This is a genomic window from Caenimonas soli, from assembly GCF_013155545.1.
Lineage (GTDB): Bacteria > Pseudomonadota > Gammaproteobacteria > Burkholderiales > Burkholderiaceae_C > Ramlibacter > Ramlibacter soli.
Genome location: NZ_JABJVV010000006.1, coordinates 257,523 through 276,545 on the forward strand (window position 1 = coordinate 257,523; position 19,023 = coordinate 276,545).

Sequence of the window (19,023 nt, forward strand, 5' to 3'; positions counted from 1 at the left end):
GCTCCATCGGGCTCCAGCCGACCCTCATGACCCCGCCGGGCGCGGGCTACACTCGCGCCGGTGACCCTGTTCAAAGCTGCTTCCACCGTATCCCTGCTGACCCTGGCGTCACGCATCACCGGCCTCGTCCGCGACCTGCTGATGGCGGCGACTTTCGGCGCCACCGGGCTGACCGACGCCTTCAACGTCGCCTTCCGCATCCCCAACCTGTTCCGGCGCCTGTTCGGCGAGGGCGCGTTCAGCCAGGCCTTCGTGCCGGCCCTGGCGCATTCCAAGGCAAAGGATGGCGATGAGGCCACCCAACGGTTGATCGACAGCGTGGCCACCGTCCTGGCCTGGTCGCTGCTGGTCACCTGCGCGATCGGCGTCGCGGGCGCGCCGGTGCTCGTCTGGGCGCTGGCCAGCGGCTTCAAGCAGCAACCGCAGAGCTTCGAGGCGGCCGTTTTCATGACCCGATGGATGTTTCCGTACATCGGCTTCATGTCCATGGTGGCCTTGTCGGCAGGTGTGCTCAATACGTGGAAACGGTTTGCCGTGCCGGCCGTGACGCCAGTGCTGCTGAACCTGTCGATGATCGCCGCCGCCTGGCTGGGCGCGCCCTGGTTCGGATCCATGGGCATAGAGCCGATCTACGCCATGGCGGGCGGCGTGATGCTGGGCGGCCTGCTGCAGCTGGCCGTGCAGATCCCCGTGCTGTACCGCCTTGGCCTGTTGCCGCGCATCGGCTTGGGCTGGTCCCGGTTGCGCGCCGCATGGAATGACCCGGGCACGCGGCACGTGGCGCGCATGATGCTTCCGGCCTTGCTGGGCGTGGGTGTGGCGCACATCTCCATCCTCATCAATACGCAGATTGCTTCCTGGCTCGCGCCGGGCAGCGTGACCTGGCTGGGCTATGCCGACCGGCTCATGGAGTTTCCGACGGCCATGCTGGGTGTCGCGCTGGGGGTGGTGCTGATGCCCCAGCTGGCGGGAGCCAGGGCCAGCAATGACCCGGAGCGCTATTCGGCCATGCTCGATTGGGGCCTGCGCCTGGTGGTGCTGCTCGCCGTTCCGGCATCCGCTGCCCTGCTCGTGTTCGCCAAGCCGCTGGTCGCCACGCTGTTCCACTATGGCGCTTTCAAGGACAGCGACGTGTCGCAGGTCGCCTTGGCGCTGGCCGGTTACGGCGCGGGCCTGGTGGGCCTCGTGGCGATCAAGGTCCTGGCGCCGGGGTTCTACGCCAGCCAGGACATGCGCACGCCGGTGCGCATCGCCATCGTCGTCCTGGTCATCACGCAGTTGTTGAACATCGTCCTCGTGCCCACGCTCAAACACGCCGGGCTCGCGCTGTCGATCGGCCTCGGCGCGCTGATCAACGCCGGCTGGTTGTTGGTGGGCCTGCGCAAGCGGGGCAGCTATCGCCCGGGGCCGGGCTGGGGCGTGTTTGCTCTTCAGGTGCTGGCCGGCACCGCCTTGCTCACGGTCTTCCTCATGTGGGGCGCGGCCAGTTTCCCGTGGATCGCCATGCGCTCCCAGGGGTGGGAGCGCGCCGGGCTCATGGCTTTGATGCTGCTTGGTTCTGGCGCTATCTATTTTGTAGCGATCTGGGCCGCGGGATTGAAGCTGCGGCAATTTGTCACGCGGTGACGCGCAGCCTGCGCGCGCCGCTTGACGACGGCCTGCGCCTCAATTACAAAGAACTCATGCTGCTGAATTTGAATGCTCCGACGCCGCTCGAGTACTTCAGCTCGCTGGCCCAAAGCGACGACCAGTTTCCCCTGCTCGAAGCGGCGGCCAGCATTGCCCAGGACGAATATCCCGACCTCGATGTCCAGCAGGTGCTCGGCGACGTCGACCAGCTGCTGGCGCGCCTCAAGCGCAGATTGCCGGCCGATGCGGCGCCGTTGCAACGGTTGCGCGCCCTCAACCAGTTCTTCTTTCGCGACCTGAGCTTCGGCGGCAACATCAACGATTACTGCGATCCCGACAACAGCTACCTGAACGTCGTGTTGCGCACCCGCCGCGGCAACCAGATTTCCCTGGCTGTGCTGTGGATCGAACTGGCGCAGGGCCTGGGCCTGCACGCCCGGGGCGTGTGCTTCCCCGGCCATTTCATGGTGAAGGTCAACCTGCCCAAGGGACAGGTGGTGATCGATCCATTCACCGGGCAATCGCTGTCGCGCGAGGAACTCGCCGAGCGGCTCGAGCCCTACAAGCGGCGCAGCGGATTGGTGGACGAGTTCGAGGTGCCGCTGGGGCTTTACCTGCAGGCCGCGCCGGGCCGCGACATCATTGCCAGGATGCTGCGCAACCTCAAGGAAATCCACCACGCCCAGGAAGACTGGCAGCGTGCCATCGCGGTGCAGGACCGGCTCGTCATCTTGTTGCCCGACGCCTGGGCCGAGTACCGCGACCGCGGCCTTGCTCATGCAGAGCAAGGCCACTCGGCATTGGCAGTGATCGACCTGGAAACTTACCTGGTTCACGCGCAGGACGCGCTGGATATCGACGTGATCGCCGATCGCGTGGCCGACCTGCGGCGCGCACGCAACTAGGCTTTCAGAAAACGCGGGATCTCCGGCCCTTCGGTGACCGGCGCCTGCGGCAGCGTTCGCACGGGAATGTAGTGCTCCGGGTTAAGAGCCCGCGCGCCGGAGAGAACCGCGAACCTCGAGCCGTGGAGCAGCGATTCCTGCGCCGAACCTTGCGTGGAAATCGGTTCGCGGGTGCTGGCGCCCGGCAGCGGCTGCAGGACGGGCCGCAGCCAGTCGATGATCGGCTCCCATTGCGCCAGGTCGGCGGCGGCCTGGCTGGGTGCCAGGTCGAACATGGTCAGGCCGCGCTCCAGGCTGCGCACGTACAGCTGGGTTTCGCGCAATGCGCCCAGATAGGGGACGCCGAGTCCCTGCGCCCAGTCGCTCAGCGTTTGCGCGGCGTTGGTCCGTCCGTCGACGCGCATGCCCACGACGGCCAGCCGGCAACGGCCGCTGGCGGCGCGGGGCAGGGTCATCAACTCGGCATGGCAGGCCGCCGCGGACTCGCGATCGAACATTGATGGACACACGGGCATGACGATGGCGTCGGCGAACATCACTACCCGCGCCAGCTCGAACCCATGGATGCCGCCCGGCGTGTCGAGCACCACATGGCTGATGCCGGTCGGCACGCGCAGCATGTTCTTCTGGTCTATGCCCCACGCGGCGATGGTGGGCAGGGCGGCATCGCGGCGCTTCAGCCAGGCCCGGCTGGATTGCTGGCGGTCCACGTCGCCCAGCATGACTGAATGGCCTTGCCGCGCGCACCACGCCGCGACATGCGCCGCGAAGGTGCTTTTGCCGCTGCCGCCCTTGCGGTTCACGACTGCGATCACGGGCATGGAGAAGCTTCCGTCGAGCCGATGGAAGAAACAGTTTGGAACAGAACGCGCGCCACGTCCAGCTTTGGCGCCGGGCAAGCCCGTGCGCCAGCGGTTTTGTGGCAAGGCAACGTCGAAAGGGCTCAGCGCCGGCGCCAGGCAAGGGCCGCCAGCGCGAGCGCGCTCAGCGCCGCACCGGCCAGGAACGTGGCCGGCGCGCCCCATCGGTCCCACAACAACCCGGCCAAGCCACTGGCCACGAGCAGGGCCAAGCCGCTCATGAGGTTGAAGAAGCCGAACGCGGTGCCGCGCAGGTCGGCCGGGGCCGTCTCGGCCACCATGGTGGCGAGCAGGCCTTGCGTCATGGCCATGTGCAGTCCCCACAGGCCTATGCCCACCCACAGCAGGGGTCCGCGGTTGCCCGCGGCGAGCAACATGTCGGCCGCGATCAGAACGGCCAGGCCCCAGGCGAGCAGGGCGCGATGGCTGATGCGGTCCGACAGCCGGCCAAAGGGGTAGGCGCCCACCGAATAGACGACGTTCATCGCGATCAGCACCAAGGGCGCCCAGGCCAGGCCCAGCCCGCCCTGCTGGGCGCGCAGCACCAGGAAGGCCTCGCTGAAGCGCGCCAGGGTGAACATCGCCCCAATGGCGACAACCCCCCAATAGGCCCGGCCGAGGCGCCGCAGGTTTTCGCGGCGGATCGGGTTGCCCCGGCGCGCAGCCGCGGCTGGGGCGGGTTCGCGCACACCCACCACCAGCAAGGCCACAGACAGCGCGGCCGGGATCAGGGCCACCCAGAAGACGGCGCGAAAATCGTTCGCCCAGAGCAGCATCAGACCGATGGCCAGCGCAGGCCCCAGGAAAGCCCCGGCGGTGTCCAGCGACTGGCGCAGGCCGAAAGCAGCACCGCGCATGGCCGGTGGGGCGATGTCCGCGACCAGGGCGTCGCGCGGCGCCCCCCGGATGCCTTTGCCGACGCGATCGATCAGGCGCGCCGTGAGCACCAGGCCCGAGGTCGAAGCCAGGGCGAACAAGGGTTTGGACAGCGCGCCCAGGCCGTAACCCAGCACCGCCAAAGGCTTGCGGCGGCCCCAATGGTCGCTGAGCGCGCCTGAAAACACCTTGACGATCAGCGCCGTGGCTTCGGCCAGGCCCTCTATCAGGCCGACTACGAGCACGCTGATGCCCAGCGTGGTGACCATGAAAACCGGAAGCAGGCTGTGGATCAGCTCGGACGAAACGTCCATGAGCAGGCTGACGAAACCCAGGACCCAGATGCCCGCCGGCAAGCGCGAGGGCGCGGCCCGCGGGATGGAGGAATTACGCATCTGAGGTGCTGCGGGGTCGCGCCGGGCCTGGCCCGATAGAATTTGCCTAATTTTACCTTCGGCACGCATCGCCGCGTCCGGCCCCGCGCTCGCGCCACCCGCAATGCAATTCACGCCCACTCAGAAATACGCCGCAGCCTGGTTGCTGATCGCCATGCTGGCCGTGCTGGCGCTGTGGCTGCTGGGAAGGGTGCTAACCCCGTTCGTGGTCGCTGCCGTGCTGGCCTATGCGCTCACGCCGCTGGTCGACCGGCTCGATGCCCTCGGCCGGGGCCGCATGCCGCGTGTGATCGCGGTGGCGATCGTTGAACTGCTGCTGATCCTGGCGCTGGTGTCGCTGTTTCTGATGGTGGTGCCGATCATGGCCAAGGAAGTGCCGCTGATCCGCGAGCAGTTGCCCTTCCTGTTCGACAAGCTGAATGCGACGATCGCGCCTTGGCTGGAGCAGTTGGGCATCACGCTGCCGCTCGACCTCGCCAGCATCAAGGCGCAACTGGTCCGATACCTGAGCGCCAACTTCGAGGAGGCGCTCGGTTCCGTGTTCTCGTCCCTCAAGATAGGCGGCGGCGTCGCGCTCATCGTCGTCGGCTATGCCGTCCTCATTCCGGTGGCGCTCTTCTATCTGCTGCTCGACTGGAAGCAGGTGGTCGTGCGGGTGCTCGAACTGGTTCCGCCGCGCGCGCGCGCCAGCGTGGACTCGTTCACCACCGAAGCGGACCAGGTGCTGGGGCAATACCTGCGGGGACAGCTGCTCGTGATGCTGACCATGGCTGCTTTCTACAGCATCGGGCTGGCGCTGTTCGGGCTGGACCTGGCGGTGCCGATCGGCGTGTTTACCGGTCTCGCGATGTTCGTGCCCTATGTGGGGTTCGGCATCGGACTGGTGCTCGCCATCGTTGCGGGCGTCCTCCAATTCGCTTCCATCAAGGCCCTGGTCATGGTGGCCACGGTGTATGGGGCGGGCCAGGTCATCGAAGGCTTCTACCTGACGCCGCGCCTGGTCGGCCAGCGCATCGGCCTGCATCCCCTGGTCGTGATCTTTGCGCTGCTGGCGTTTGGCCAGCTGTTCGGATTCGTGGGCGTGCTGGTGGCACTGCCGGCCAGCGCCGTCCTCTTCGTCGCGATCCGCCGCCTGCGTGACGGCTACATGGGCAGCAAGCTGTACCAGAACTGATGAAGCAGATTGCGCTCGACATCGGCCTGGCCCGCGGGCCCACGCTGACCGGCTTTTGTGCCGGCCCCAACGAGGCCGCGCTCAAGCATCTCCAACTGTGGGCGGGCAGCCCGACCCGCTCGCCGGTGCCCACTTACCTGTGGGGCGCCAGCGCCAGCGGCAAGACGCACCTGCTCAAGGCCGTGGCCGAGTCGCTGCGGGAGCAGGGCGCCGCCGCCGGCTGGCTGGATGCGTCCATCACCGAGCCGCCTGACTTCAGCGAGAACTGGGCAGTGGTATTGCTCGACGACGTGCATCTGTACACGGCCGTGCAGCAACACGCGGCGTTCAACTGGTTCATCAACGCGCAATCGCTGCAGCGCGGGGTGCTCGCGGCCGGGGCCTTGCCGCCTGCCGACCTCAAGCTGCGCGAAGACCTGCGCACGCGCCTGGGCTGGGGCCATGTGTTCCAGCTGCAGGTGCTGAGCGAAACCGAGCGGCGGGCGGTGCTGCGCCAGGCCGCGGACGCGCGTGGCGTGTTCCTGGGCGACGAGGTGATGGACTTCATGCTCACGCGCTTCTCGCGCGACCTCGGCAGCCTGATGCAACTGCTGGAGCAGCTGGACGGCTACGCCTTGCAGACCAAGCGCGCCATCACCATCCCGCTCATCAAATCCATGCTGGAGAACGAGTGACGATTTCCAAGACCCGTCTTGCGCTGTTTGACCTGGACCACACGCTGCTGCCACTGGACTCCGATTACGCCTGGGGCGTCTTCACCCAGGACATTGGCTGGACCGATCCCGTGGTGTTCAAGGAGCGCAACGACGAGTTCTACGAGCATTACAAGGCGGGCACGCTGGACGTCCATGACTACGTGCGGTTCGCGACCGAGGCGGTGCGCCTGCGCGGGGCGGCCCAGGCCCAGGCTGCCCACGCCCGCTTCATGGACACAGTGATCCGCCCGGCCATCCGGCCCGAGGCGCTCGAACTGTTGCGTCAGCACGAAGCGGCCGGCGACCAGATGGTCCTGGTCACGGCCACCAACGACTTCATCACGGCGCCGATCGCCAGCGCCCTGGGGATCCAGGAGCTGATCGCCGTGCAGCTCGAACGCGGCGCGGATGGCTGGCTCACCGGCGAAATCGCCGGCGTGCCCTCTTTTCGCGAGGGCAAGGTGGAGCGGATGGCGCAATGGCTGGCAGGGCGCGGCCTGGGCTGGTGCGATGTCGAGGCGACCTTCTATTCCGATTCCATCAATGACCTGGCGCTGCTGGAGAAGGTGGACCATCCCGTGGCGACCAATCCGGACGCGCGCCTGCGCGCCATCGCCCATGAGCGCGGCTGGCGCATACTCGATCTGTTCAAGGAAAAATGATTAAAAAATTCATCGACAAGCTGCTCGGGAAATCGCCGGGCGGCAAGGGCGGCAAGCCCAACTTCGGCAAGCGCCAGGAGGTGGGCCCCCACGAGCACGGCATAGACCCGTCGCTGGTGGACGAGCGCGCGCTCAACGTGGTGCACACGCTCAAGGAAGCCGGCTTCGAAGCCTACATCGTGGGCGGCGCCGTGCGCGACCTGCTGGTGGGTTTGCGGCCCAAGGATTTCGACGTGGCCACCAGCGCCACGCCCGAGCAGGTCAAGGGCCTGTTCCGGCGGGCCTTCATCATCGGCAGGCGCTTTCGCATCGTGCACGTGGTGTACGGGCGCGGCCGCGAGCACGAGGTGATCGAGGTTTCTACTTTCCGCGCCTACATGGACAACGCGGCCGCCGAGCAGGTGGCGGGCAACGAGAAGACCAGCAAGAGCGAACTCGCCGGCATGAAGCACGCCGTCGATTCCACCGGCAGGGTGCTGCGCGACAACGTCTGGGGACCGCAGCATGAAGACGCGACGCGGCGCGACTTCACCATCAACGCGATGTACTACGACCCCGAGACGCAAACCGTGGTGGACTACCACGGCGGCATCAAGGACGCCAAGAAGCTCACCATCCGCATGATCGGCGACCCGTTGACGCGTTACCGCGAAGACCCGGTGCGCATCATCCGGGCCGTGCGTTTCGCCGCCAAGCTCAATCCGCTGGGCTTCAAGCTCGATGCGAAGACGGCCAAGCCGCTGATCGAATCGCAGGTGCTTCTGGCCGACGTGCCGCAAAGCCGCCTCTTCGACGAGATGCTCAAGCTGCTGCAGACCGGCCATTCGCTGGCCACCATCGCGCAGCTCAAGGCGCTTGGCATGGCGCGCGGCATCTATCCCTTGCTCGACGTGGTGGTGGAGCGCGCCGAACAGCCCTTCGTCAATGCCGCCTTGCAGGATACCGACCGGCGCGTGAACGAAGGCAAACCGGTCGCACCGAGTTTCCTTTTGGCCTGCGTGCTCTGGGCCGACGTGCGCGACGGCTGGGCGGATCGGCTGGCGAGCAAGCACCATCCGTTCCCGGCCTTGCAAGACGCGATCGACGAGGTGTTCAATTCCCGCATCGGCGACGTGTCCGGCCGCGGCAAGCTGGCCGGCGACATGCGCGAGATCTGGATGATGCAGCCGCGCTTCGACAAGCGCACCGGCAACACGCCGTTCAGCCTGGTGGACCAGCCGCGGTTTCGTGCGGCGTTCGACTTCATGCGGCTGCGCGCGGACGTGGGCGAGGTCGACGTGGTGTTGGCCGACTGGTGGCAGGAGTTCAGCCAGGCCAGCGACGCCGTTCGCGAAGACCTGGTAGCTCAACTGCGAGAAGAGCAGCACAAGGGCCAGCGCCGCGTCGTGCGGGCACCTCGTCCCATGGACAAACCTGCTCAACCGGTGTTGGCCGCGGCCCCCGAAACACCCACAGATGGTGATAATGAGCTTGAGAATGACGCCGGCATTTCCAGCGATGCGCCCAGGAAGCGCCGGCGCCGCCGTCGCAAGCCCTCGGGAGAAGGCGGCGAGCGTCAGTCCCTGCCAGCTCCCGGACCGCAGGAGTAGCTATGAAGCGTCTTCACTTGTCGTGGCTCTGGGCCTTGCTGCTGCTGGTGGCAGGCGCCGCACAAAGCAGCAATCTCGACAAGACGACGACGCTCGAGCAGCTCTCCGAAACGCCGCTGCCCGCTCAGGTCCTGGCCTTCCAGGCCGAGATGGAGCGCAACCTGGCCCAGCAACGAGGCACGCGCGCCAATGCGCGATCGCCCGGGCATTTGCGCCTGTTCAGCGCCCAGTGGTGCGGCTACTGCCGGCAGGCCCAGGCCTGGCTGGCCGCGAACCAGGTGCCCTACCAGAACCTGGATATCGACACACCTGAAGGCATGTCGGAGTTCGCGCGCTCCGGCAAGAAGGGCGGCATCCCCTTGCTACTCGGTTCCAACGTCGAGATCCGGGGATTTTCCGCAGGGTCCTATCGGGCCGCGCTGAGACCCGACCGCTAAGCATGCGCGAGGCGCTCACCGCCTACGTGGCCCTGGGTGCCAATCTCGGCGACGCGGCGCAGGCGGTGCGCGATGCATGCACGCGTCTTGGCGAGCTGGACGGCACGCGGCTCGTGCGCCAGTCGTCGCTGTACCGCAGCGCCCCCGTCGATTCCCAGGGCCCCGACTACATCAATGCCGTGGCCGAGCTGGCGACGCGGCTCACCGCACTTGAGCTGCTGGCGCAGTTGCAGCGGCTGGAATTGGCGGCCGGGCGCGAGCGGCCCTATCGCAACGCGCCGCGCACGCTCGATCTTGACCTGCTCCTCTATGGCGACGCGCGCATCGACAGCCCGCAACTGCAAGTCCCCCACCCGAGGATGAACCAGCGCGCCTTCGTGCTGGTGCCGCTGGCCGAGATCGCGCCCCAGCTCGTTCCGGCCAGCTCGCTGCAGGCCGTCGCCGGCCAGAGCCTCACGCGCTTACCTCCCGGGTAATTGCCCGCATGACGCGGCGGCCCGATCATCAAGCCATCGCAAAGTTCGTCAACAAAACGGAGGTTCTTATGACTGACACAGGCCTGATTGCCATCGCGTGCGGCTTGATCATTGGTTTGGGCGCGATTGGCGCCTGCCTGGGCATTGGCGCCATGGGCGGCCGGTTCATCGACGGCGCGGTCCGCCAGCCCGAAATGATGGAGCCGCTGCAAGTCAAGATGTTCCTGCTGGCCGGCCTGATCGACGCCAACTTCCTGATCGGCGTGGGCGTGGCGATGATGTTCGTCTTCGCCAACCCTTTCGCCAAGTAGTCCGGCGCTAGAACCAGTCCACCAGCCCCGATTGCTGCGCGTTCTGCGGGTTCGATCCGGCGTCGCGAACGCGCTGCAAGGCTTCCTCGGTGTCCAGGCCCAGCGCCTTGAGCACGCAGGCGGCCGTGCTGCCGGTGCGGCCCATGCCGGCGGCACAGTGCAGCAAGACGGAATCCCCCTGGCGCAGTGCCTGCGCGATCTGGCCCACGTCGCGCCGGAATTGCACCGGGTCTTCCGGCACGCCGAAATTGCGCATCTCCGCCTGCATCCAGCGGAACGGCAGCGTGCCCTGGACCAGCGCCCGATGGTAGGCGGGCGACAGCTCGGCCAGCTCCTGGCGCGGTGTGAGGCAGACCACCAGCGCCAGGCCCGCTTGCCGGGCTTGGGCCTCGAAGGCGCTCCAGGTCTCGAAGCGGCCGGGCATGGAGCCCAGCCAAAGCGAGCCGGGCACCTGCGGGGGCAGGGCTACGGGTCTCAATGCCATGGCTACGAACCGCCGCGCTGCCGGCTGACTGCCAGCTCGCTCACGGCTGATGCGCGATTGCCCCAGGAGCCGCGGATGTGGCTGAGCACAGCGGCCACGTCGGCGTCGCTCAGGAAGGTGGCGTAAGGCGGCATGCCGAAGGGCCGCGGGTTGCCGGCGGTGGAAGGGGCAAAGCCGCCATTCAGCACGACCTGGACCAGGTTGGCCGTCACCGGCATGGTGACGGCGCGGTTGCCCGCCAGCGCAGGATAGGCACCTGCAATGCCTTCACCTTTCGGGCCGTGGCACTGCGCGCAATGCTGCTCATACAGCTTGGCGCCGCGTTCCGCCAGCTGGGTGGTCATCGGCACCGGCGGGGTCGGCGCCCCGGCCGCGCTTTGCGGCAGGGCCTTGAGAAATACCGCGGTGGCCCGCAGGTCGGAGGCGGACAGGTGCTGGGTGCTTTGGAGCACGACTTCGGCCATCGGCCCCAGCACCGTGCCGCGTGCCGCCACCCCGCTTCGCAACAGGCGCTCGATATCGGCGAGGTCCCAGTCGGCCACGCCGGCTTCGGCGGGAGAGGCCAGCGAAGGCGCGTACCAGTTCTGCATGGGGATCAGGCCGCCGGAGAGATCCATCATGTCGCTGCTCGCGCCCAGCACGTTGCGTGAGCTGTGGCAGGCGTTGCAATGCCCGAGGCCCCGCACCAGGTAGGCGCCGCGATTCCATTCGGCCGACTGCCCCGTGTTCTCCTCGTGCTGGGCGGGGCTGAAGTAAAGCGCGCGCCAGACGGCGAGCGCGGTCTGGGTGCTGTAGGGCCAGCGCAGCTGATGGGGCATGTTGGGGCGCTCGACCGGCGGGATGCTGCGCAGGTAGTGATACATCGCGTCGGCGTCGGCGCGGGTGACCAGTGTGTAGTTGGGATAGGGAAAGGCGGGATACAGCAGGCGGCCATCCTTGGCGCGCCCGTTGTGCAGAGCCCGCCAGAAATGTGAGGCAGACCACTCGCCGATGCCCGTGGCCTTGTGAGGCGTGATGTTGCTGGCGTACACGGTGCCGAACGGCGTCTGGATGGGCCGGCCACCCGCGAATTCGGCGCCACCGCGATCGGTGTGGCACGTCATGCAATTGCCCGCACGCACCAGGTAGGCCCCGCGCGCCACGGTGTCGCCTGACGGCGGTGTCAGCGGGGGCGCGTCGTCGATGCGGCCTTCGCCCCGGAAGTTCAGGAACAGCACCAGCGCAACAACCGCCAGCACGCCCAGCAGGATGGCGCCCAGGACACGGCTCATGGCTGCTGCCTTCCTGCGGGCAGGGCCGCACTGCCGCAAGTGATGGTGGGCGGTTGCGGCAGCGAAAGCGCGGGCTTGGTATCGGGCGGCAGCGGTTGCGCCGCCAACCAGCTGGTCACGGCCGCCAGATCCTCCGGCCGCAGTTCACGGGCGATCTGCGCCATGCAATCAGGCGCATGCGCACGGCGTTGCCCCGTTCTCCACGCGCCCAGTTGGGCGTTGAGGTAATCGCGCGAAAGCCCCAGCAGGCCCGGCGTATTCGGCGCCACGCCGGTCAATCCGGCGCCGTGGCATTGCACGCAGGCCGGCACCTTGGCCGCCTCGTCTCCCTGCAAGACCAGCGTCCGTCCGCGCTCCAACGCGGCGGCGGGCACCGTGGCGGCCTGCGGCGCCGCGTAGGGCAAATCCAGCGATGCGAAGTGGCGCGCGATTTCCAGCAGATAGGCGTCGGACAGCGGGTCCAGCAGGCGTGCCATCAGCCCATAGTGGCGTCGGCCATCGCGGAAGTTCAGCAACTGGTTGTACAGGTAGCCGGTGGGCTTGCCGGCGATCCGTGGGTAGTAGCCGTCGGGGCCCGCGCGGCCTTCCTTTCCATGGCATGCCGTGCACGCGAGCGTGCGCTGGGCCATGGTGTCCTCGAACACGGGCACGGTCGCGGCTGGCGCGGCCGTGGCGGCGATGGCGAAGAACAGGCAAATGAGGTGCTTCATGACTGCGAAGACTATGCCACGGACGGCCGTGCGCGGAGCAGTCCTACAACCGGCCGTCCGGATGCGCTCTACATTGAACTATCGCTACCGGAGATACACATGAGCCCGAAGCAACCCCCGCCGAAAGCTGACGACAAGCAGCCGCCGCCGACCGACGAGGAACGCGGCACCAACGCGGTCGAGCACGAGCCCGATCCCAAGGCCGAGCCGCTGCCCGGCGAGCACAAATACATACCGCGCAGCCCCTACACGGCGGGCAATTCTTGAAAGCCCGGCGCAGTGATGAGCGGCCGGCTCATGGGCAGCCATAATCGGCGCATTCGAAGAAGATAGATTTCAGCCCATGTCCAACTACGAGATCCGCCCCGCGGTGGACAGCGACGCCGAGCCGGTCGCCGCTGTCCACGCCAACTCCTCCCACGCCGCATATGAAGGCGTGGCCCCTGCCGCGCCGCAAAGCCTGCCGGCCGACAAGCGCCGCGCCTTCTGGCGCGATGCGATCGAATACGGCGAGCCGCTGGTGCACGTCGCGCTCGATGCCGGGCGGGTGATCGGCTTCGTCGGTTTCGACCGTTCGCGCGACCCCAAGTCGAAGCCGACCACGGGCGAGATCTGGGCGCTGTACGTGGAGCCCTCGCACTGGGGGAAGGGCGCGGGCCTGGCGCTGTGGGACGCCGCGCGCGAAGGCCTCCTGGAAGAGGGATGTACCGAAGTCACGATGTGGATCCCGCTTTGCAACGATCGGGCGCTGCGCTTTGCCGAACTCGCCGGCTTCAAGCGCGAACTCAATACTGCGAAAACTGCAATCCTCGGCGGTGTCAAGCTCGAGGAAATCCGCCTCAAGCGGCCCCTCGACTGACCTCACCGCAGGAAACACATGGCTTCGAGTCTGCTCGCGCTGCTGGACGATATTGCGACGATCCTGGATGACGTGTCGATCCTGGCCAAGGTGGCGGCCAAGAAGACCGCGGGGGTGCTGGGCGATGACCTGGCGCTCAATGCCCAGCAGGTCGCCGGCGTTTCCGCCGAGCGCGAGCTGCCGGTGGTCTGGGCAGTGGCGAAGGGATCGTTCATCAACAAGGCCATCCTGGTGCCGGCTGCGCTGGCCATCAGCGCCTTTGCCCCCTGGGCCGTGACGCCGCTGCTGATGATAGGTGGCGCTTTCCTGTGCTTCGAGGGATTCGAAAAGCTTGCCCACAAGTTCTTGCACAGCCGCTCGCACGACGAGGCGCACGAAGAGGAACTGGCCCATGCCCTGCTCAACCCCGCGATCGACATGCGGGTGATCGAGAAAGACAAGATCAAGGGCGCCATACGCACCGACTTCATCCTCTCGGCCGAGATCATCGCGATCACCCTGGGCACCGTCGCGCAGAGCGAATTCAGCGTGCAGGTGGCTGTGCTCGCCGGCATCGCGATCCTCATGACGATCGGCGTTTACGGGCTGGTGGCGGGCATCGTCAAGCTGGACGATTTCGGCCTCTACCTCAGCCGCCGCGGCAGCGGCGCGGCCCGGGGCATCGGTGCGGCGATCCTGCGCACGGCCCCCTGGCTGATGAAGGCCCTGTCGGTGGCGGGCACCGCGGCGATGTTCCTGGTAGGCGGCGGCATCCTCGTGCACGGCATCGCTCCGCTGCACCATGCCATCGAGCACTGGACCGAAGGCATGGGCGGCGCGGGCGTCGTCGTGTCGATGGGGCTTGACGCCCTGGTAGGCCTCGTGGCGGGCGCCATCGTGCTGGGCGTCGTCACTTTCGCCCAGCGGCTCGGGCGCCGCAAGGCGACTGCGTGAGCGAACCGGCGCTCCTGCAGTGGAGTGAGGCGGGGGAACAACGCACCGCGCGTTGGCGGTCCGAGGCGGGCGTGGCACCGCCCAAGCGCGTGCAGTTGGTGGATGACACGCTGACGGCCGATGCCGCTTATCGCCTGTCCAGCGAAGGCGCGGGCCTTCTGTGGCGCAGCGACTTCCACAACGCCCGCCAGCTGCTGCAGGCGATGGCCCGCCGCGCCGATCGCAAGTCGTGCAAGGCCGCCGCGCCCCATCCAACGGCTCTCGAGGCCTTTCACCTGCACCGGCAAGCCCAGGGCCAGCGCTCACGCCTGCTGGGCAGGCTGCTGGTAGAACTGGACGGCAACTACGCCATCGCGCTGCCCCGCGCGCCCGATCTGCGCGAGGCCTGCATCGAGGCCTGGGGCCCGCCCGACGGCCAGCCGTCCGTCGCATCCCTGCGTGAACTTCTGGGCCTGGTGGGCGCGCACGAGTGGCGCAAGAAAGGCGTCGAGATACCTGCGTTGGGCGCGCCGCCGGGGAACCGGATCCATCCGCACTACGGCGTGTTCTCCCCCGTCCGCGGCGAGTACCTCGATCTGGTGGCTGCGGCGCCGCTGCCTTCGAAGCAACTGGCGTTCGACATAGGCACCGGGACCGGCGTGCTGGCGGCGATCCTCGCCCGCCGCGGGGTCGAGCGCGTGGTCGCGACCGACCAGGACCCGCGGGCCCTGGCCTGCGCCCGCGAAAACCTGGCGCGCCTGGGCTTGCAGGACCAGGTCGAGGTGGTGCAAGCCGATCTTTTTCCGCCGGGCCGCGCTCCGCTCGTCGTCTGCAATCCCCCTTGGGTCCCAGCGCGGCCCAGCGCGCCGCTGGAGCACGCCATCTACGACGAAGACAGCCGCATGCTGCGCGGATTTCTCGCCGGGCTGGCCGGGCACCTGGCGCCGGGCGGCGAAGGATGGCTCATTCTCTCGGACCTGGCCGAGCACCTGGGCCTGCGCACTCCCGAGGAGTTGCCCGCGCTGATCGAAGCGGCCGGGCTGCGCGTGGTGGCGCGCAAGGGGGTGCGCCCGCGCCATCCCAAGGCCGGCGACACCAGCGATCCCTTGCACGGGGCGCGGGTGAAGGAAATCACTTCCCTGTGGCGGCTGGCCGCCCGCTGAAAACGTGAATCGACCGAAGAAGCACAAGAGTAGGCGCACTCCTACGCTGGGTCAGGTATTCAGCGGATAAGCAGAGCTTGCCGGCCCGTTGATGATGAGTCCACTGCTGACCTACCTGCGGAGGATTCATGAACAGTTCCCAACAGTCGCTCCCGATCATCAATTCCGGCTCCTACGAGTTTGGGAACGACGCAGGCCGATGGTCGATCGAAGACGAAATTCCCCTCGGTTGCGAGTGCGCCAACCCGGCACTGCAGATCGAGCGATGGGGCCAGGAAGCGCCGGCGGGCCTCAAAGAGCCTTACTAGTTACCGAATAGTTACCAAGGCCTTACTGAGCCGCAATTCGTGACAGTTGCGGTCCTACAAGCTGTGCCTGCAAAACCCCACTTTTTGCGGCCTGGATGGATAAGTAGGCTGTGAGCAGCTGGCTTCGCCGGCTTCTTTTTTCAACCTACTTCCCTTCGGGGTTTCCATTCAAGGAGTTAGCAATGTCCACAACCAAGAAAACCCTGACGACCCTGGCCGCGGCCGCGGCCCTGGCCATCGGTGGCCTGTCCATCGCCCAGACCACGGGTTCAGGCACCTCGGGTTCGTCTGCCTCGGGCGGCGCAGCGTCGCCTGCTGCGGGCGCAGCCACCGGCTCCTCCAGCACCACGACGCCGACTCCGAGCACGACTCCGAGCGCGGCTCCGAGCGCCGACACGAGCACCAGCAGCGGTTCCACCGCCGCGAGCCCAAGCACCAGCAGCGGCTCCACCGCCGCGAGCCCAAGCTCCAGCGGCAGCACCACCATGGGCGCCAGCGGAACGGCCAGCTCGGACACCTCGGGCACGAGTGGCAGCCGCACGGCCCGCGCTGACCGGAACTAAACCCCATCCTCGCGGCTCCATCGGGTCCCATCTCCTGACCCGATGGAGATTTCGACCGACAAGGCAACTAGATGACCCGACCCAAGGAAGAGCCGACAACCAGCACTCGTTCGGAGTTCTTCGAAGCGCTCCAGAAGGGCCTGCTACTGGGTGCACTGGCACTCCTGCTGATCCTGCCGCCGTTGGCGCGAGGGCCTCAGTCCCCGCAGTCGCCTGGTCACGCCGTGATGCGGGCCAATTTCGGCGCGCACCAACCATCCCCGGAGGCGCGCAGCGTGGCGGATTGGGTGGTGGACTCCCGCGACCACAAGAAGATGTCCTTCGTCATCGTCGACAAGAAGGACGCCAAGGTTTACGTTTTCAGTCCCAGCGGGCAGCTCAAGGAAGCTTCCGTCGCGCTGTTGGGCTCGGCCCATGGCGACAATTCAGTTCCCGGCATCGGGGACAAGCCCTTGTCGCAGGTATTGCCCGAAGAGAAAACCACGCCCGCCGGTCGGTTCATCGCCGAACTTGGCATGAACACCAAAGGTGAGGACATCGTCTGGGTCGACTACGACGCCGCGGTGTCCATGCATCGCGTGCGAGCCAACGTGAAATCCGAACAGCGCCTCGAACGCCTGGCATCGCCGACGCCGGACGACAACCGCATTTCCTTTGGCTGCATCAACCTGCCGCCGCAGTTTTATGAAAACACCCTCAAGCCCGCGGTGCAGGCTGGCGGGGCCGTCATCTACGTCCTGCCGGAAACCCGCAGTCCGGCCGAAACCTTCGCGGCGTACTACGACGTGGACGCGCGCCTGAAACTCGCCCAGCGCTGAGCCCTAACAGCGGGTGAGCGCGTGTAACTTGTGGTTGAGCGGCTTAGTCCCACACAGACTCATGGTCTGCACTGACGCGGTGAATTTGCCGAGCTCATAGCCTTGACGCAGCTGGCGTTTTGGCCGGCGATTTCCATCAAGACACATAAAAGGAGTCTCCTAAATGAGTGCATCGACCCAATTCAAAGGCGTGTTCGCCGGCCTGGCAGCCCTGGCGATTGCCGGCTCTGCCATCGCGCAGGGCAATCCGCCGAATGCGGCTGTGAAGGATCCGGCGGTAGGCGCCGGCCAGCAAAGCAGCCAGACCACTCCCATGGGCAGCACCGGCACTCCTGCCGGCGGCAGCACCGCCGCCGGCGCTAGCACTACTAGCGGCAGCACCGCGGCAGGCGCCAGCAGCACCACCGGTTCCAGCGGCAGCACCATGTCGGGCTCCACGGGCGGCAGCTCCACCACGGGCACCTCGATGGGCGCCAGCGGCGCCGCTTCGACCGACACGGCGGCATCGGGCAGCCGCACCGCGCGCGCCGATCGCAACTGATCACCGAAGCTGTCACACGAAAAAACCGGGCCTTGCGCCCGGTTTTTCTTATGTGCGGCCGCCGCGCTTCAGACGGACCGCCACTTGTTCTCGGCCACCACGCAGCCGCTGATGCGCCACGTTGCATCGGGCTGGCGTTCGAGCGCAAACAAGGCCAACCACGACTTTGCGTTGTCGTCCGTGATCTCCACCAATTGCAGCACGCTCCCCTCATCCTCTTCGGGCTTGTGGAAGGTGACTGACGCCGGACGATAGACCATGGGATAGGCGCCGCGCACCATTGCGAGGAAACGGCCTGAACTGCCGATGGCTTCGCGCACGGCGGGCGTCGCTGTCTGGAACGCGCTCTCGGCGTCGTCGGAAGCAAAGGCCTCGAGCTGGGCCACGATGACGCCCTGGATTTTCTTAGCCTCGGTTTCCGGGAGCGGCCCAGCCAGGGCTTGCGTGGCGAACGCAAACGCCATGGCAGTCATCATGAAAAAGCGAGTGAAGAACGTATTCATCTGGCGTCTCCCGGTGGTCGGCCTATCCAGAGTACGCTCGCGCGCCAAGCCCAAGGTGTAGGCGGAAAGCGCCGGGAGGCGTCGGACGCTGCAACCGCGTCGCGGCGATGCCGGAAAGAGGGGATGCGGCCAGGCCCACTGGACAATGTTCGTACGTTTCTCGCATGGCGCGAAAGCCCGATACCTGTCGTTGTAGCGCGAAACCCGGCCGGCACTTTCGCAGTGTGGGCAGCCATTCGGGGCAAGAGAGCAAGCCGGCTGCTCGACCAGCTGTAGGCAACTTCCGTCACGATAGCTCTTGCGTGGCCGGCCCAATGACGGCGCGGTTGTGCTTGCAATCGTGGCGTCGGCGCAAGTGGGCATCGCTGCCGGACATAGTCCCACAAGCATCACTGGTGGGGCCTGACGCTACGGTCGCGCCCGAGCACTAGCCTTGGAGACAGCTGGCACCGATGCTGGCGTTTCAATCCAATCCGAACTTCAAGGAGCGTTTGTCATGAGTGCACTTACCAAAATCGCGGGCCTCGTCGCCGGCGTATCGACCGTCGCCGTTCTGGGTGTTGCCATTGCACAGAGTGAACCCCCCAATCCGATGATCACCAACCACCCGATAGCGGCCGGCCAGCAGAGCACCCACGTGACGCCGATGGGCGAAACCGGTGTGCTGGTTCATCTGGGCGAAGTGCGCACGGCCACCATCGTCAAGGAGCCCGAAGTGGCGGTGGTACAGCCCGAGCCGGCTGCGCCCGCACCTGAGCCTGTGGCTGCTGCCCCGGCTGCGGAACCGCCGACCACCACCATCGCGATGGGGGCGCCGGCAGCGCCTGAGCCCGCTCCCGCTCCGCGCGTCGTTCGCGCCGACCGGAACTGAAGCAGGACTCG

At 67.0% G+C, this 19,023-nt stretch carries 24 protein-coding genes; 18 read left to right on the plus strand and 6 right to left on the minus strand.

What is annotated here, in order from left to right; translation table 11 throughout:
* The first annotated feature begins 60 nt into the window (after positions 1-60).
* Together murJ and HNE04_RS11580 are read left to right on the plus strand one after the other, a co-directional pair.
* On the plus strand, positions 61-1,626 hold the full coding sequence (gene murJ / locus HNE04_RS11575) for a murein biosynthesis integral membrane protein MurJ (protein ID WP_172218956.1): 1,566 nt from the start codon (positions 61-63) through the stop codon (positions 1,624-1,626).
* Positions 1,627-1,682: 56 nt separating this feature from the next.
* Positions 1,683-2,534, plus strand: a complete 852-nt coding sequence (locus tag HNE04_RS11580; RefSeq protein WP_172218958.1) for a SirB1 family protein — start codon at positions 1,683-1,685, stop codon at positions 2,532-2,534.
* On the opposite strand, the gene HNE04_RS11585 is transcribed toward HNE04_RS11580, so the two are convergent.
* Complete coding sequence (locus tag HNE04_RS11585; protein ID WP_172218960.1) at positions 2,531-3,355, minus strand: ParA family protein; 825 nt, start codon at positions 3,353-3,355, stop codon at positions 2,531-2,533. The two genes, HNE04_RS11580 and HNE04_RS11585, sit on opposite strands and share 4 nt — an antisense overlap.
* Before the next feature lie 122 nt (positions 3,356-3,477).
* Positions 3,478-4,665, minus strand: coding sequence for an MFS transporter (locus tag HNE04_RS11590; RefSeq protein ID WP_172218961.1), 1,188 nt, complete (start codon positions 4,663-4,665; stop codon positions 3,478-3,480).
* Positions 4,666-4,768: 103 nt separating this feature from the next.
* Here HNE04_RS11590 and HNE04_RS11595 point away from each other — a divergent pair, with 103 nt between their 5' ends.
* The 7 genes from HNE04_RS11595 to atpE all read left to right on the plus strand — a co-directional run bounded on the left by HNE04_RS11595 (position 4,769) and on the right by atpE (position 10,009).
* Positions 4,769-5,839, plus strand: coding sequence for an AI-2E family transporter (locus HNE04_RS11595; RefSeq protein ID WP_172218963.1), 1,071 nt, complete (start codon positions 4,769-4,771; stop codon positions 5,837-5,839).
* Positions 5,839-6,513 (plus strand): DnaA regulatory inactivator Hda, encoded by a 675-nt coding sequence (gene hda / locus HNE04_RS11600; RefSeq protein WP_172218966.1) that lies wholly within the window; start codon positions 5,839-5,841, stop codon positions 6,511-6,513. Before HNE04_RS11595 ends, hda begins: the two co-directional genes overlap by 1 nt.
* Positions 6,510-7,196: an HAD family hydrolase gene (locus HNE04_RS11605; RefSeq protein WP_328700311.1), complete on the plus strand. Its 687-nt coding sequence runs from the start codon at positions 6,510-6,512 to the stop codon at positions 7,194-7,196. The genes hda and HNE04_RS11605 overlap by 4 nt, the downstream gene beginning before the upstream one ends.
* Positions 7,193-8,785, plus strand: coding sequence for a polynucleotide adenylyltransferase PcnB (gene pcnB, locus HNE04_RS11610; RefSeq protein ID WP_172218968.1), 1,593 nt, complete (start codon positions 7,193-7,195; stop codon positions 8,783-8,785). Before HNE04_RS11605 ends, pcnB begins: the two co-directional genes overlap by 4 nt.
* Positions 8,786-8,787: 2 nt before the next feature.
* Positions 8,788-9,222 carry a glutaredoxin family protein gene (locus HNE04_RS11615; protein ID WP_172218970.1) on the plus strand — a complete coding sequence of 145 codons (435 nt, stop codon included), beginning with the start codon at positions 8,788-8,790 and terminating at the stop codon, positions 9,220-9,222.
* Positions 9,223-9,224: 2 nt separating this feature from the next.
* Positions 9,225-9,698: a 2-amino-4-hydroxy-6-hydroxymethyldihydropteridine diphosphokinase gene (folK, locus tag HNE04_RS11620; protein ID WP_172218972.1), complete on the plus strand. Its 474-nt coding sequence runs from the start codon at positions 9,225-9,227 to the stop codon at positions 9,696-9,698.
* Positions 9,699-9,766: 68 nt separating this feature from the next.
* Complete coding sequence (gene atpE, locus HNE04_RS11625; protein WP_172218974.1) at positions 9,767-10,009, plus strand: F0F1 ATP synthase subunit C; 243 nt, start codon at positions 9,767-9,769, stop codon at positions 10,007-10,009.
* Positions 10,010-10,016: 7 nt separating this feature from the next.
* Here atpE and HNE04_RS11630 read toward each other — a convergent pair whose 3' ends face one another.
* From HNE04_RS11630 to HNE04_RS11640, 3 genes are read right to left on the minus strand one after another with little or no spacing between them, the layout of a single operon-like run.
* Positions 10,017-10,493: a protein-tyrosine phosphatase family protein gene (locus HNE04_RS11630; RefSeq protein ID WP_172218976.1), complete on the minus strand. Its 477-nt coding sequence runs from the start codon at positions 10,491-10,493 to the stop codon at positions 10,017-10,019.
* 2 nt (positions 10,494-10,495) lie between these two features.
* Positions 10,496-11,764: a cytochrome c gene (locus tag HNE04_RS11635; protein WP_172218978.1), complete on the minus strand. Its 1,269-nt coding sequence runs from the start codon at positions 11,762-11,764 to the stop codon at positions 10,496-10,498.
* A complete protein-coding gene (locus tag HNE04_RS11640; protein ID WP_172218980.1) occupies positions 11,761-12,474 on the minus strand; it encodes a c-type cytochrome in 714 nt (237 codons plus the stop codon). Before HNE04_RS11640 ends, HNE04_RS11635 begins: the two co-directional genes overlap by 4 nt.
* A gap of 99 nt (positions 12,475-12,573) precedes the next feature.
* Here HNE04_RS11640 and HNE04_RS11645 point away from each other — a divergent pair, with 99 nt between their 5' ends.
* The 8 genes from HNE04_RS11645 (at position 12,574) to HNE04_RS11680 (ending at position 17,638) form a co-directional block, all read left to right on the plus strand.
* Entirely contained in the window at positions 12,574-12,741 is a 168-nt protein-coding gene (locus HNE04_RS11645; RefSeq protein WP_172218982.1) for a hypothetical protein, read from the plus strand.
* A 76-nt stretch (positions 12,742-12,817) separates the two neighbouring features.
* Entirely contained in the window at positions 12,818-13,333 is a 516-nt protein-coding gene (locus HNE04_RS11650; RefSeq protein WP_172218984.1) for a GNAT family N-acetyltransferase, read from the plus strand.
* 18 nt (positions 13,334-13,351) lie between these two features.
* On the plus strand, positions 13,352-14,266 hold the full coding sequence (locus HNE04_RS11655) for a DUF808 domain-containing protein (RefSeq protein ID WP_172218986.1): 915 nt from the start codon (positions 13,352-13,354) through the stop codon (positions 14,264-14,266).
* A complete protein-coding gene (locus HNE04_RS11660) occupies positions 14,263-15,408 on the plus strand; it encodes a methyltransferase (protein WP_172218988.1) in 1,146 nt (381 codons plus the stop codon). The genes HNE04_RS11655 and HNE04_RS11660 overlap by 4 nt, the downstream gene beginning before the upstream one ends.
* A gap of 128 nt (positions 15,409-15,536) precedes the next feature.
* Positions 15,537-15,716: a hypothetical protein gene (locus tag HNE04_RS11665; protein WP_172218990.1), complete on the plus strand. Its 180-nt coding sequence runs from the start codon at positions 15,537-15,539 to the stop codon at positions 15,714-15,716.
* A gap of 182 nt (positions 15,717-15,898) precedes the next feature.
* A complete protein-coding gene (locus HNE04_RS11670) occupies positions 15,899-16,279 on the plus strand; it encodes a hypothetical protein (RefSeq protein WP_172218992.1) in 381 nt (126 codons plus the stop codon).
* A gap of 71 nt (positions 16,280-16,350) precedes the next feature.
* On the plus strand, positions 16,351-17,097 hold the full coding sequence (locus HNE04_RS11675) for a hypothetical protein (RefSeq protein ID WP_235964932.1): 747 nt from the start codon (positions 16,351-16,353) through the stop codon (positions 17,095-17,097).
* A gap of 163 nt (positions 17,098-17,260) precedes the next feature.
* On the plus strand, positions 17,261-17,638 hold the full coding sequence (locus HNE04_RS11680; RefSeq protein ID WP_172218994.1) for a proteophosphoglycan ppg4: 378 nt from the start codon (positions 17,261-17,263) through the stop codon (positions 17,636-17,638).
* A gap of 68 nt (positions 17,639-17,706) precedes the next feature.
* On the opposite strand, the gene HNE04_RS11685 is transcribed toward HNE04_RS11680, so the two are convergent.
* Positions 17,707-18,141: a DUF4864 domain-containing protein gene (locus HNE04_RS11685; protein WP_172218996.1), complete on the minus strand. Its 435-nt coding sequence runs from the start codon at positions 18,139-18,141 to the stop codon at positions 17,707-17,709.
* Between the two features lie 496 nt (positions 18,142-18,637).
* Between HNE04_RS11685 and HNE04_RS11690 the strand changes: the two genes are divergently transcribed.
* Complete coding sequence (locus tag HNE04_RS11690; RefSeq protein ID WP_172218998.1) at positions 18,638-19,012, plus strand: hypothetical protein; 375 nt, start codon at positions 18,638-18,640, stop codon at positions 19,010-19,012.
* The last annotated feature ends 11 nt before the right edge of the window (positions 19,013-19,023 follow it).